The 13766-nt window shown below is 68.3% G+C and carries 12 protein-coding genes; 4 read left to right on the forward strand and 8 right to left on the reverse strand.

All coding sequences use genetic code 11. The features are described 5' to 3' along the window. The 3 genes from WA965_RS15725 to WA965_RS15735 form a co-directional block, all read right to left on the reverse strand. Positions 1–1141 (reverse strand): ATP-binding protein (locus WA965_RS15725; protein ID WP_526447765.1); only part of this gene is annotated, 1141 nt, incomplete at its 3' end. Further along, the gene (locus WA965_RS15730; protein ID WP_526294430.1) at positions 1134–1832 is read right to left on the reverse strand and encodes a DUF4194 domain-containing protein; all 699 of its coding nucleotides are present in this window, start codon (positions 1830–1832) and stop codon (positions 1134–1136) included. The genes WA965_RS15730 and WA965_RS15725, both read right to left, overlap by 8 nt. Continuing rightward, complete coding sequence (locus tag WA965_RS15735; RefSeq protein ID WP_526294431.1) at positions 1829–3280, reverse strand: DUF3375 family protein; 1452 nt, start codon at positions 3278–3280, stop codon at positions 1829–1831. The genes WA965_RS15730 and WA965_RS15735 overlap by 4 nt, the downstream gene beginning before the upstream one ends. Before the next feature lie 189 nt (positions 3281–3469). Between WA965_RS15735 and WA965_RS15740 the strand changes: the two genes are divergently transcribed. Then, on the forward strand, positions 3470–5803 hold the full coding sequence (locus WA965_RS15740) for an esterase-like activity of phytase family protein (protein WP_526294432.1): 2334 nt from the start codon (positions 3470–3472) through the stop codon (positions 5801–5803). Here the strand turns inward: WA965_RS15740 and WA965_RS15745 are convergent. Together WA965_RS15745 and WA965_RS15750 are read right to left on the reverse strand one after the other, a co-directional pair. Continuing rightward, positions 5800–6903: a serine hydrolase domain-containing protein gene (locus WA965_RS15745; RefSeq protein WP_526294433.1), complete on the reverse strand. Its 1104-nt coding sequence runs from the start codon at positions 6901–6903 to the stop codon at positions 5800–5802. The two genes, WA965_RS15740 and WA965_RS15745, sit on opposite strands and share 4 nt — an antisense overlap. A 46-nt stretch (positions 6904–6949) precedes the next feature. Continuing rightward, complete coding sequence (locus WA965_RS15750; protein ID WP_526294434.1) at positions 6950–8074, reverse strand: baeRF11 domain-containing protein; 1125 nt, start codon at positions 8072–8074, stop codon at positions 6950–6952. A 190-nt stretch (positions 8075–8264) separates the two neighbouring features. On the opposite strand from WA965_RS15750, the gene WA965_RS15755 reads away from it, so the two are divergent. Further along, entirely contained in the window at positions 8265–9194 is a 930-nt protein-coding gene (locus tag WA965_RS15755; RefSeq protein ID WP_526294435.1) for a GGDEF domain-containing protein, read from the forward strand. Positions 9195–9210: 16 nt separating this feature from the next. Here the strand turns inward: WA965_RS15755 and WA965_RS15760 are convergent, their stop codons facing one another. Further along, positions 9211–10239, reverse strand: coding sequence for a threonine aldolase family protein (locus WA965_RS15760; RefSeq protein ID WP_526294436.1), 1029 nt, complete (start codon positions 10237–10239; stop codon positions 9211–9213). Between the two features lie 78 nt (positions 10240–10317). After that, positions 10318–12747: an AAA family ATPase gene (locus WA965_RS15765; RefSeq protein WP_526294437.1), complete on the reverse strand. Its 2430-nt coding sequence runs from the start codon at positions 12745–12747 to the stop codon at positions 10318–10320. 35 nt (positions 12748–12782) lie between these two features. On the opposite strand from WA965_RS15765, the gene WA965_RS15770 reads away from it, so the two are divergent. After that, entirely contained in the window at positions 12783–13013 is a 231-nt protein-coding gene (locus WA965_RS15770; protein WP_526294438.1) for an antitoxin, read from the forward strand. Continuing rightward, positions 13010–13408: a TA system VapC family ribonuclease toxin gene (locus WA965_RS15775; RefSeq protein WP_526294439.1), complete on the forward strand. Its 399-nt coding sequence runs from the start codon at positions 13010–13012 to the stop codon at positions 13406–13408. The genes WA965_RS15770 and WA965_RS15775 overlap by 4 nt, the downstream gene beginning before the upstream one ends. 22 nt (positions 13409–13430) lie before the next feature. Here WA965_RS15775 and WA965_RS15780 read toward each other — a convergent pair. After that, a partial coding sequence (locus tag WA965_RS15780) for a TVP38/TMEM64 family protein (RefSeq protein ID WP_526447767.1) occupies positions 13431–13766 on the reverse strand: 336 nt, incomplete at its 5' end.

Raw genomic sequence — 13766 nt, forward strand, 5'->3', positions numbered from 1 at the left:
CGTAGCCGGCGCGGCGTCGCGACACCTGCTCGGCCTCGGTCTCGGCAGCGGTGACCTGCGACTGCAGCGGGCCGATGCTGGTACTGGTGCCGCTGATCTGGGCGTTGAGCGAATCCGCCTCGGCCTTGGCCAGATTCAGCGACCGGGTGACGTCCTCGTACTCGTTGTCGAGCTGGTCGATCGTGGTGTCGAGCTGCGCGATCTGCGAAGGGCACTGCGCCAGCCGGACGTGATCGGTGAACGCGCGCACCATCGGGGCGTCGACCAGGTCGATGATGCCCAGATCCGAGGACTCCGAGGCGTAGCGGTGCTGGATCGTCTCGATGTCGCCGAGTATCTCGCGTTTGCGCTGAGCGACGGCCAGCAGCTCGCGGGCCTCCACCAGAGGGTCGATCTGCTTGAGCGCTTCGGGGAGCCGGGCGAGGCTGGCGGGCTCGTCGAGCATGAACTCCCGTACGAATTGTTCCAGTCCGCCAACGCTTTTCAGCGACTTCGCCTTGCCGAGCAGCTGCTGGGCCGCGTCGGAGGCGCGGATGCCGATGGTCGCGTACAGCTGGGCCAGATACTGCGACTCCACCTTGGTGGTGAACCGCCAACCCAGGCTTTTCCCGTCGCTTCGCTCGCCCCGGTCGTCCTTGAACACCCCGGTGTCGAAACGCCCTGCGGCCCAGCGGTTGCAGACGTCCTCGATGTCGAGGTCGCCGTCACCGAGGACAAACCGGCTCGACGAGTCCGATCGGGATTCGCCGGTGAGCCATTTGAGCACCAGGCCGGTGACCGAGCGCCCGGAGTCGCCGGCGTAGGTGACCGCGACCGCCGACCACGCGGTGCCCTCGCCACGCAGGTACATCACCCGACTGGTGCCGCCGTCGCTGCGCTGCCCCCACGCGCCGCGCACGTACTTGTCTACGGTGCGTCGGCCCGCGCTCGACCCGGCGGCGGTGTTGTCGCCGGAGGCGTTGAAGTTGCGTCGGTTGAACGGCAGGAAGCCCAGTGAAATAGCGTCCAGCAGTGAGGATTTGCCGCTGCCCGAGGCGCCGGCGATCAGCGCGCCGCCGACGCTGAAGGGGATCGAGTGGTACCCGTCGAACACCCCCCAATTGACGACCTGCAGCCGCGACAGGTGGAACTGCTCAGTCAAGTGAGATCTCCTCGGCCGGGGCGCCGCCGCGTTGCAGCTGCTCGAACTGCTGCTGCAGCTCGGTGATCACCGAAGCGGTCATGATCGCGGTGATCACCGGGCTGATGGTGTAGCTGTCCTCGTCGTCGCGGCTGCGGCGCAGGATCTCCAGGCCGGTCAGCCGGGCGATCGCGGCGTCGACGCGCGCGGTGAACGTGACCGCGTCGCGGTCGGTGTCGTTGAGCACCCCGGAGAACAGTCCGTGCATCTCCTCGCGACTGATCAGCACGCTCTGCCCGCCGGCAGCGCGCATCATCTGCGCCAGGTGCAGTGCCAGGATCGAGTCGTAGGTGCCCAGCGGTTCACGGCGTAACAGCTTGATGCCCTTGGCGGATTCGTAGCGGGCCTGCTCCACGAACGCGACGTCGGTACCATCCACCACTCGCAGCAACAGGTCCAGTTCGGACAACCGCACGCTCAGCTGATCGCGGTACTCCAGCACCCAGCGGTAGACGTCGGCATCGGTCTCGGCACTGATGTAACGGCGGGTCAGCAGGTGCTGCAGCGCCCAGCACGCGCGGTCGGGCAACTCGGAGACGTCACCGTCGAAGCGCGGCCGACGCTGATGAGGTGGGCGGGCGCTCTGGTCGACCTGGGGCAGATCGGAGAATGCGGCGAAGTCGGCTTCCCGCTCGGCAGACGGTGACGTCACGAGGCTCCCGCCAGGGTGGTGATCGGTTCGGTGAACATCAGTTCGGGCACGGCGATTTCGCGGTCGGGGCCGTCCAGCGAGCGGAACCGCACGGTGCGCGACGCCGCCGAAGGTGATGCGTCGGGCTGTTTGAGCGCCCAGGACCACAGCACGATGACATGCCCGAGATACGCGGATTCCAGCATGCCGACCACCTGGGGCAGCGACACCGGCCCGGCGCTCACTGCGGCGTTGATCATCTCCGACATCGCGGGTGCGTCGACCTGAGTCGTCAGCGCCGCGAAGCCGGCCAGATCCACCTCGCCCTCGGCGGCCCTGGCGGGCTTGGGATTCGACAGATCGCCGATCTTGAAGCTGAGCGCGCCGACGGAGCTGATCGCGTGCCGGGCCAGCGGCACGTCGATGTCCAGGCGCGAGTCGATCAGTGAGGTCTTCAGCAGGGCACGCGCCGAGCCGATCGCCTCGTTGAGTTGACGGGCCACGCCCCGGCTCTGCTCGAGCGTGCCGAACGCGGTGAACCGCTTGACCCGCTGAGCGCAGCGCTGCTGGATCCGTTCGACCTCGTCGATCTGGTGACCGACCAGTTCGAAGAACCCGGCCATCACCCTGCGCAGCGCAGGGTCCAGCAGCGGCAGCGCCTCGGCGACGGCGGCGACGTCGGCCTCGAACTCGGCGCGCTGGTCGGGGTCGTTGATCATCCGTAGGAACGCGCGGTGGCTGTCGCGGCCCTGAGAATCCCAGGCCGCCTGGTAGTCGGTGTACATCTGGCGCTGCCGGTCGCGGTACTCGACGTTGCTGTCGATCGGCTCGTCCAGCGCCGCGGTGGCCTGCTCGATCATCGTGCCGTACTGGCCGATGTCGGTGATCAGCCGCTCCATCTGCAGGGCGATGGCGCGGGCCTCGTCGTAGGAGTCGGTGAGATCCGGGTTCGGGCGATCGCCGGCGTCCAGTTCGTCGAGTTCGGCCTGCAGCGTCGCGATCTCGGCCTCGATGCTCTTGCGGATGCGGGCGGGATCGGTGCCGACGCGGACCGCGACCTGCTTGAGGCGGGAGGCGATGCCGTTGATCGAGCCGCCGGTGGCGATGGTGTCGTTGCGCCGCATGCCACGGACGAAGTCCAGCGCCCGTCGGGCGTCCTGGGTGAGATAGCAGACGTTCTGATCGCGGCGCTCGTCGACAATGCGGTGCAGCCAGCCCTGGCTTGCCCACGACTTGATCAGCGCCAGCCCGGACTGCCCGTCGGGATGGTCCAGCTCGTCGAGGTCACGCTCCAGCTGCACCACCAGCTCGGTCTCGGGGACCACGCCGCCGCTGAGGTGGCGTTCCATCAACGTCGCGTACAGCCCCAGGTTGACGGTCGCGAGCAGCCGCATCGCGCGGGATCCCTGCACGTCGCGGTTGAGTTCGAGCAGCTCGGGGGCCGACAGTACGGTGTCGTCGGCGTCCACCTCGGCTCCTCGTCTGTGTGTGCGGTTCGGACGGTCCAAGATAGGCCACCGGTGGGACATCGTCGGTGTCGGGTTGGGCCGGCTCCCGGCCACCAACCCGTTGCCGGGCGTTCACCGGCCGATCCCTATCAGCTCACCTGCCCGCGACAAGCTCACTCGACTCAACGGCACAACTGAAGAGGGTGACGGGTGAAGACCTCGAATCTGGGTCGGGCAGCGGCAGCGGCGACCGTGGTGGCACTGGTGGCGGCCGGGTGCGCCACCGACACGCAGGACGACGCCCCCGGAGAGCCCACCCCGGACACCCCGCGAGCCACGTCGCCGATCGACTGGAACCTGCCCGCCGCTGAGCGCTTCCACCGCACGGCCACCTACCCGGTGTATCTGAACAGACCTACCGACGCCCCTGTCGAGGCAGAGACCGTCGCCGAGATCTCCACCGTCACTCCGGACGGCAACACCGTCATCTACACCGACGCCGCCGGCAAGCGGATCGGATTCCTCGACCTCCGCAATCCTGCCGAACCCGTTGGTCTGGGCACGCTTTCGCTGGCCGATCTCGGCAACGCCGACGACCAGCCCACCTCGGTGGCCGCCGTCGGCGAATTCGTGTTGGTCGTCGTCGACACCACCGGCGGTGATTTCGCCAACCCGTCGGGACGCGTCGACGTCGTGCGGGTCGCCGATCGCACCCCGGTGCACAGCATCGACCTGGGTGGCCAACCGGACTCGATCGCGATCAGCCCGGACGGGTCGTTCGCCGCGATCGCGATGGAGAATCAGCGCGACGAGGAGTTCACTCCGCCCGGTGTCGAGGAGGGTGACCTTCCGCAACCGCCCACGGGTTTCATGCAGTTCATCGATCTTGCCGGTGCGCCGACCGCCTGGACGGCCCGCAGGGCCGACTTCGACGTGGAGGCGGCGCGCGCGGCCGGTTTGGACACGCCCGAAGACCTCGAACCGGAGTACGTCAGCATCAACTCCCGCGGCCAGGTCGCGGTGACGCTGCAGGAGAACAACGGGATCGCCGTGCTCGACGGCCGCACCGGCGAGGTCGCTCGGATCTTCAGCGCCGGAACACAATCGGTCGACGGCATCGACACCGCCGAGGACGGCGCGATCGACCAGACCGGCTCGATCCCTGAGACGCCGAGGGAGCCCGACGCGCTCGGCTGGATCGGTGACGACCACGTGGCCACCGCCAACGAGGGCGACTGGAAGGGCGGCACTCGCGGCTGGAGCATTTTCGACGCCAACACCGGTGAGGTGGTCTGGGATGCCGGCAACTCGTTCGAACAGCTCGCCGTGCGCACCGGTCTGCATATCGAGAGCCGGGCGGAATCGAAGGGGCCGGAACCGGAAGGGTTGGCGATCACCGAGATCGGTGGCCGCCCAACAGCGTTGGTGGCATCGGAGCGCAGCAACTTCGTCGCGGCCTACGACGTCAGCGACGTCACGTCGCCGCGATTCCGTCAGCTGATGCCGACCACGCCGGGACCCGAGGGCATCCTGCCGATCCCGCAGCGCGAGCTGCTGGTCATCTCGTCGGAGGCCGACGACGCCGAGGCTCGGGTGCGTGCCTCGGTCAACGTCTACGGATTCGGTGATCAGTTTGCGGGGCCGACGCCGTTCCCGTCGATCGTCTCCGGCGACATCGACGGCGTGCCGCTCGGTTGGGGCGCGCTGGGTGCGTTGACCGCCGACCCCGCCGACGAGAACCGGTTGTACACCGCCACCGACAATGCCTACGGTCCGGCGCGGGTCCTGGGCGTCGACGTCTCACAGACCCCGGCGCTGATCGACAGCGAACTGCCGATCACCGAAAACGGTGAGCACGTCACTCTCGACGTCGAGGGTGTGTCGGCACGACCGGACGGCGGACTCGTGTTGGCGGTGGAGGGCGAAGAGGGGCCCGGCAACGAACTGGTGTACGTCGCCGCCGACGGCAGCGTCGAAGACCGGGTTCTGCTGCCCGCCGACATCGCCGGCGAACTGGGAAGCCAAGGCCTGGAGGGTGTCGCGGTCGACGGGGACACGGTGTGGGTGGCACTGCAGCGCGAGTTGCAGACCGACCCGGCGGGTGTGGTCCGCATCGGGCGCTACACCCCTGACGGCGGAACGTGGGAATGGTTCGGCTACCAGCTGGACACCACCGACGTCGACGACGACTGGATCGGACTGTCCGAGATCGCGGTGCACGGCGGCGCCCTACTGGTGCTCGAACGCGACAAGCTCAACGGCCCCGACGCGCAGGTGAAGGCGATCTACCGGGTGGCGATGCCGACGGAAGCCGGAGTGACATCGGCCGCCGACGCGCCACAGGTGCTGCCGAAGACGTTGGCGCGCAATCTGTTACCCGACCTGCAGGCGACCAACGGATTTGTGCAGGAGAAGGTCGAGGGCTTCGCGATCGCCGGCAATCAGAACCTGTACGTCGTCACCGACAACGACGGGCTCGATGACGCGAATGGGGAGACGGTGTTTCTCGACCTCGGACCAGCGGGGGAGGCGCTGGGCGGTTAGTGCGCCGATTGCCGGAACCTCTCGAGAACCGCGGGTCCTTCCGGGCCGTCCCACAACACCTGCGTCAGAAGTAGATCGGTCACCCCGGTGCGGGGATCGGTCCGCCAACCGGTGCCCAGGCCGCCGTCCCAGCCGTAGCGACCGTCGGGCTCGACGCACTGGCCGTAACCCCAGCCCGCTCCGTTGAGGAAGACCTCGGCGTCGGCGCGTTGCTCAGGGCTCAGATGATCGCTCGTCATCGCCGCAAGCGATTCGACAGAGATCAGTCGGCCGTCCCGCAGCGCGTCGGTGAACCCGATGAGGTCGTCGATCGTCGACACCAAACCCGAGGAGCCCGAGGGGAAGTCGGGCGGGGACGACCACATACCGTGCACCGGGTCGAACACCTCGAACCCGCCCTCGGTCATTGACAACTGCGGCACAAATCGCGCCAGCTTGTCGGCCGGCACGTGGAATTCCGTGTCCGCCATGCCTGCCGGCGCGTACACCCGGTCGCTGAGGACGTGGGGCAGCGGTTGGCCGGCGACCCGGGCCAGCAACACCCCGAGCAGATCGGCCGACGTCTGATAGAGCCAGCGCGCTCCCGGCTGGGCGATCAGCGGCAGTGCCGCGAGACGGCGGAGCCATTCCTCGGGCGGCGGTATCGCGTACCGGCCGGGAGGACCGTCGCTGCCCAGGCGGGCGTCGGCGTACGCCCGCTGAATCGGTGCATCCATCGGAAACCGGGGTAGCATCCCGTCGCCGCAGCGCAACGTCAGCACATCCTCGACGGTGACCTCGCGTCCCGCGGGCACGGTGTCGCTGAGCTCGGCGTCGTCGGCCCGCAGCACCGGACGATCCGCGAGCTCGGGCAGCCAACGGATGATCGGATCACGCAGGGCCAGCTCACCGGAATCCAGCATGCTCAGCGCGGCCGCGGCGACGATCGGCTTGGAGATCGACGCAATACGCATGATGGTGTCGCGCCGCAGTGGCACGGCCATCCCGTCGTCACCGCCGACGTAGATCACCGGAGCACGGCCGGGTGTCGTCACCGCCGCTATCGCGCCAGGCACCTGGCCGTCGGCGATCGCCTTGTCAAGAACGTATTCGACGGTCATCCCGGTACTGACCGTAGACACGCTCCGGAATCATCGTCAGGCGGGGTCAGGACAGCGCAAACCGCAGCCCGGCCACCGCCGTCCCTGTCCAGATATCCGCGGTGATCTCTTCGGGTCGCACCGCGATGACCTCGCCGCCCCTGTGGAGCACCGCGACCGCGATCCGCGAGAGCAGGTCGTAACCGTCCTCGTCATAGGTCACCACCCCGGTGGCGTCGTTGAGTCGCCCGAGGATCTCGACGGTGAAGTCATAGACCAGTGTGGACACCGCACCGGCCATCGCGGCCTTGCCGATGTCGGCGATGTCGGTGGCCACCAGACCACGGGCGACCCCGTCGCCGATGTCGTCGACCCGCGCATTGGTGCGTTCGGCGTTGAGCGACGACAGCGACCCGCGGATCGCGTCGTCGATCTGGTCGGGCCGCAGCGTGTCCGGCCCGCCGGGGATGGCGACGATCTCGCGTTTGTGGTCCCGGGCGCGGTACAGCTCCAGCAACGGATCCGTCGCGAACAGGAAGAGCGGTCGGCTCGCCGACGGATCCACATGTCCCAGTTCGGATTCCACCGCTTCGGAGACCCGCTTGGCGTAGACGTCCAGCAGCGCTTTCTTGCCCTCGTCGCCTACCAGCCTGCGGACATGGTCGCGGTCGCGGATCGTCGCGCGGTTGGTCGCCTCGGCCGCATCCGCGGGGTACTCGCCGATCAACGGCAACTCCTCGGCGCGGGTGGTGGCCGTAGCCCGCCACAGATTCCACCCGTTGGCCGACAGCGTCAGCGCGTAGGCCTCCTGCGGCGTGGTCACCGCGCGGACCAGTTGGCCGATGTCGAAGTAGGCGCCCACCTGCGACTGGTTCTGCAGCGCGTTGGGCAGCACATACACCTCGTGGACGTCGTCGGCGATGAAGATCGCCAGCGACCGCGACAGCCGCAGCCACAGGTCGGATTCGGCGATCTCGGTCCATCGCTCGCGCAGCTTCTGCTCGACGGCGTTCTTCGCGCCACGCTCCCGGATCGCGCGCAGAGCGCGGTCGACGGCGCTCTTGGCGTTCAGCAGGCTGGCCTCACGCTGGTCGGGAGCCGGCGAGGTCTCTGCGTAGATCGTGATGGCGTGTTCGTGGGGTTCGCCGAGCCGGGTCAGGTCGGACGTGTCGGGCAGGTGGTAGCGCGTCACCGGTCACTCCTTTGTGTTGGGTGTCCCCATCCACCATAGGCACGCGGCGAGAGCGCGCACTGCCGGCAAAGGTCCTCAGATTCCCGCCAAGGGGAACGAGAGGATGCGAATACCTTTGCCAACAGCCATATTCACGAAACCAGCTGCGGTTGCTGCGAGGATGGGTGCGAACCCGAGGGGAAGGCAGGTCATGACGTTCGCCGCCGCACTGCAGCGTCGAATGCTGCTGGCATTCCTCGGGGTGCTGCTGGTGCTGTACACGTCGGCGGTGTTCACCACCGCGCAGTGGTCTGCCACCCGCGGCGAGATGCTGGCGGTGCTCCTGTGCGCGGTCGGCCTGGCATTCGCCCTTCCCACCCCGCTGCGTCGCTGGCGCTACCTGGTGGCGGTGTCGTGTCTGTGCGTGGCACCGATCGTGCCGATGATCCACCACGACCTCATCGTCGCCCAGGTGTGGGCGCTGATCCCGCTGATGTTCGCCGCCATCTACCTCAGGGTGTGGCACCGCCCAGCACCTGCGCGCGCAGTGGCCGTGCTGCTTTCGGCGGCCAGTGCGGCGGCGCTGGCGGTGGCACCTGCTCCGGCGCCGTGGCCGTGGTACTTCATGTTCGCGGTGTGCATCATCGCCGCCGCGGAGATCATCGGCGTGCTGCACGCCACACTCTTCGATGCCGCGCTGCGTGACCCGCTGACCTCTGCGTGGAATCGTGCCGGCGTCGAACGCCACGCCGCCGACCTGATCGCCCGCGCGCAGCGGCGAGCGGAACCGGTGGGGGTCATCGTCCTCGACGTCGACGATTTCAAGGCCGTCAACGATCACGACGGGCACGCGGCGGGTGACCGTGCCCTGGCCCAACTCGCGCGGGCCTGGACCTCACGGCTGCCCCCGTCCGCGCTCATCGGCCGGCTCGGCGGCGACGAGTTCGTGGTCGTGCTAAGCGGATTCGATGAGCAGCGGGCCCGTCAACTGGCCCGCGATCTCGCCGGCGCAGGCCCGGTCCGGGTCAGTGCGGGGACCGCGGTCGGCCGACCGGTCGACGCGGAGGGCTTCGCTCAGCTGATGGCTTCTGCCGACGACGAGCTCTATCGCATCAAGCGGGAACGCAAAAGCCGCGACTGAACAGCTGCCCGGTCATCTACAGCAGCCCGCGCAGCGCTGCCAGCACCGCGTCGACGTCACCGTCGTCGGTCGACCAGGAACACACGAACCGCACGACCGGCTCGGCGGCGTCGGGCTGGTGCACCAGGTAGTCCCGGGCGAGCGCGCGGTGGACGTCGGCATCGAGTTTCACGAACACCTCGTTGGCCTCCACCGGAGAGGACAGGTGGAGTCCGAGGTCCGTCATCCCGCTGCTGAGGCTGCGCGCCATCGCGTTGGCGTGGGCCGCGGTCTGCAGCCAGAGACCGTCCTCCAGCATGCCGAGGAACTGTGCGGCGACGAAGCGGTGCTTGCTGGCCAGGTGACCGATCTGCTTCTGCACAAAATGGATTCCGCTGAACTGTTCGGGGTGGCGGACCAGCAGGGCGTCGCCGAAGAGCATGCCGTTCTTGGTTCCACCGACGGTGACGATGTCCGCGTCGCCGATCGCCTCGACAGGTGAGACACCGAGCGCGGCAATGGCATTGGCGATGCGTGAGCCGTCGACGTGGACCAGCAGGTCGAGGGCATGTGCGCGGTCGACGAACTCCGCGATGGCCTGTGCGGTCCAGACGCGACCGTTCTCGGTGGACTGGGTGATCGTGACGATGCGGGGCTGCGAATGATGGACCGCGCCACGGCGGGCGACCCGCCGGTCGAGTACGTCGGGGCTGATCAGGCCATCATCGCTGGGCAACCGGGTCAGCTGGGCGCCGGAGAGCCGGACGGGTCCGCCGGCCTCGTCGAGCAGCACGTGGGCGACGTCGCTGCAGAGGATCTCCTGCCACGGCTGCACCGCGGATGCGAGCGCGATGATGTTGGCCGCCGTGCCGGTGAACGGGAACAGCACCTCAGCCCCGGGCGAGTCGAAGGCATCCCGGAGCGCGTCGGCTGCCTGTTGGGTGACGGCGTCGGCGCCGTAGGCCGGAGCGGACCCGTCGTTGGCCCGGTGCAGGGCTTCCAGAGCTTTGGGGTGCGCCGGGGCGGCGTTGTCCGAGGCGAACGCGGGGGACGGCACGCTCCCCATTCTGCGCCGAGCGTGAAGCCACGGCTGTGGTTGGGGCCGCGATCGCAGCCGGGAACGCTGTTCCGCGGGGACGGTGCGTCACCGCGCGGCGAGCCAGGCGAAGAACTCGTCGGCGCACACCACCGGCTTGCTGTACTCCCGGGCCTTGCGTGCCTTGCCCGACTGGGTTCCCTCCTCGGCCGTCACCAGCACGTCGCAGCGGGTCTTGCTCACGGTCTTCACCGGTGTGAGCCCGGCCGAGATGGCCATGCGCTCCATCTCGTCGCGTTCCACCACCCGGCCGGTCATGTCCTGCGCGGTCCCGGTGAAGCAGATGCGCGTGCCTGGCACCAGGATCGTGTTGATGTCGTGTCGCTGGAGAAGCATGTCGTCGGTGACGATGTCGGCGTCGAGCAGCTCCTCCACCGCACGCAGCCGCTGCACGACCTCGTCGGTGAGCGTCACCCGGGTGGCCGCCGCCCGCAGCTGGTCGGCGACCGACCGCCGAACCGCCGCATCCTCACCGTGAAGTGGTGCCGCCGGTTCACCGATCAGCACCGGGCCGACGCATCGACTCACCCGCAGCAGCGCCGACAATGCCGGCAGGTGGTCGGCACTCGGTGTCGGCGTCTGCTGGTCGCGGCTGACCAGCAGCCCTGAGATCTCGGAGGAGTCGGCTTCGTCGAACGACGACGATCCGGTGTCGGCGACGCCCAACTCGGCGAAGGCCTGCATCGTCGCCGCCGCGACGTCCACGGCTGACCGTGCCGCGGCTACCGCGCGGCGCGGGATGTCGACGCCCATCGGCATCGGCGTCACATGACCCAGCCGCTTCAACTCGAAATCGATCAGGCCCATCGTCTCGTCGATACCCACACCGACCGGCGTGCAGCCCGACAGCATCGGCGAGATCACCGCCCACGCCTCCCGAAGCGTGGGGGCGAGCAGAATGTCGGACACGCTGATGCCGTAAGCATTTCGGGCATCGGCCAGATCGCGCTGCGGGTTGACCAACGTGGTCACCGCAGTGCCGTCGTCGAAGGCCACCGCCAGCTCGACCGGGCGCGGTCGGGACAACCGTCCCTCGTCGCCGACGGTGAGGAGGGCGATCGCACAGTACCGGCGGTCGCGGTCGTCGTGCACCGCAGTGCGCAGGAACCGGGCGATCCGCCGGTCGGTCTTCATGTCCTTGGGCAGCACCGGGCGTTTGAGGACCAGACCCTGCAGCGAGGTGCAGCGGCTCAGGGCCACGTAGAGCTGACCGAACGAGAACATGCCACCGGTCAGATCCACGACCAACCGGTGCAGCGTCTGCCCTTGGCTCTTGTGGATCGTGATCGCCCACGCCAGCTTGAACGGCATCTGCGTGTAGGTGCCCACCACCTCGCGGCGGAGCGCGCCGCCGTCGACGACCGGGCGCGTCGCTTCCCAGGTGAACGGGGTGACGTCGGCGGTGCTGCCGTCCGGGAACTCCACGACGACGACGGCTCCGTGGCGGTCGTGGTCCACGCCGACGACGCGGCCGATCGTGCCGTTGACCCAGCGGTCGGACTGGTCGTTGTTGAGCATCATGATCTGGGCGCCGACCTTGAAGCGGACCGTCTCCTCGACCGGCGGGTCGAACAACGCCAGATCGCCGGAAGTCCTGGCGTGGTGCGCCATCTCGTCGCCGGACAGCCTCTCCAGATGCTGGCGATTGCGTGCCGTGACCAGCCGGTTGGTAGGAGCCAGCGTCAACCAGAACTCGTCCTCGGGCGGGACGAAGTCGGGATCGGTGCGTGCATTGAGCTGCTCGCGGGCGTGGCCGAGCAGCACCCCTTCGCGAATCTCGTTGAGAATGGCCGCCATTCGATCGTCACCGAGCTGGCGGAACACCGTGGTCAGCGCGACGGTGGGGAAGTCCTCGCGATGGAAACTGCGGGCGGAGAAGAAGTACGGGGTCTCGTATGCGGTCGAGAAGTAGTGCGCTTCGTTCTCGGTGACGACCGGTGGCAGCTGGTACAGGTCACCGACGAGGACGACCTGCACTCCACCGAACGGCTGCCCCGGCTGTGGGCCGAACTGCTGCAGGGCGGCGGCGAGCATGTCGAACAGATCGGCGCGCACCATCGAGGCTTCGTCGATGATCAGCGTGTCCAGCGATGCGAGGGTCTTGGCGAAGCGGCCCGGTCGGTAGTCGCCGGAGCGCACCTCGTGCAAACCGGTGGTGGTGCGGAACCCGAACAGTCGGTGGATCGTGTACCCGTCGACGTTGAGCGCCGCGATCCCGGTCGGTGCGACCACCACGACGTTGCGATCAGTGTCGGCCATGAACCGGCGGATCAGCGTCGACTTGCCGGTACCGGCCTTGCCGGTGAGGAAGGTGTTGTGGCCTTCGTTCAGCAGTGTCAGCGCGCGACGGAATTCGTCGGTGAGGACGATGTCGTCGGGCGTTCGGTGGGCCGCGGTTGGTGTGGTCAGTGTGATCGGGGTCCCGCTCCGTGCGTTGATGTCTGCAGAGCGGCACTCTACCGCGGCCGATCTCTGCATCACTGCACCATGATGCGGCGATGATATTCTGCGGTATGCGCACCACGATCGACCTTCCCGAGGATCTGCACAGGCTGGCGCAGGCGATCGCGCGCGATACCCACCGAACCCTCAGCGAGACCGTCGCAGAACTCATTCGGCGTGGGCTGGTCGCTGGGAGTTCGGCGGCGGCAGTGTCGAAGGACCCGAGAACGGGTCTGCCGCTCGTCAGCGTCGGAAGCGTCGTCACCTCCGAAGATGTGCGGTCTCTCGAGGATGACGAGTGACCGTGCTGCTGGACGCGAACGTCCTCATCGCGCTCGTGGTCACCGATCATGTGCACCACGACTCTGCGTCGGATTGGCTGGCGACGACTGACACCGCATTCGCCACGTGCCCCATCACCCAGGGCAGCCTCGTCCGGTTCCTCCTGAGAGCGGGCCAGTCCGCAGCAACCGCACAGGCGGTCGCCGGCGGAGTCGCTGCCCATGAACGACACGAATTCTGGCCTGACAGCCTCTCTTTCGCTGAGGTGCCGCTGGCCGGTGTCATCGGTCACCGGCAGGTGACCGACGCCTACCTCGCGGAACTTGCCCGCCGCAACGGCGGCGAACTGGCGACGCTGGACCGAGGTCTCGCGCACCTGCACAAGGACGTCGCGCAACTCGTCCCCACGTCCTGACCGCGACCGGCGGCGTGCCGGCTCACCCGGTCCGGCCGGCCCGCCACGATCGCCAACCCCGGTGCGCCGCGAACGCGCCCAGTCCCGCGGTCAGGCACCACACCGCGATCGCGGTATACGCCAGCGGCGCCGAGAACTCCCCGATCGACGCCCCCAGCGCGGTGTACACGAACGCCCGTGGCGCCGACCCGATGAACGCCCCGACCGCCATCTGCCACAACGGAACTCCGAAAGCGCCGAAGGTGTACGAGGCCAGCGCGTCGGAGATCCCCGGGACGAATCGCTGACCGACGACGGCCCACAGCCCGCCGCGCTGGATCATCCCGTCGACGCGATCGGAGCGCTGCGGTCCCAGAAG

Origin of the sequence: Mycobacterium sp., assembly GCF_049683935.1 — a bacterium.
GTDB lineage: Bacteria > Actinomycetota > Actinomycetes > Mycobacteriales > Mycobacteriaceae > Mycobacterium.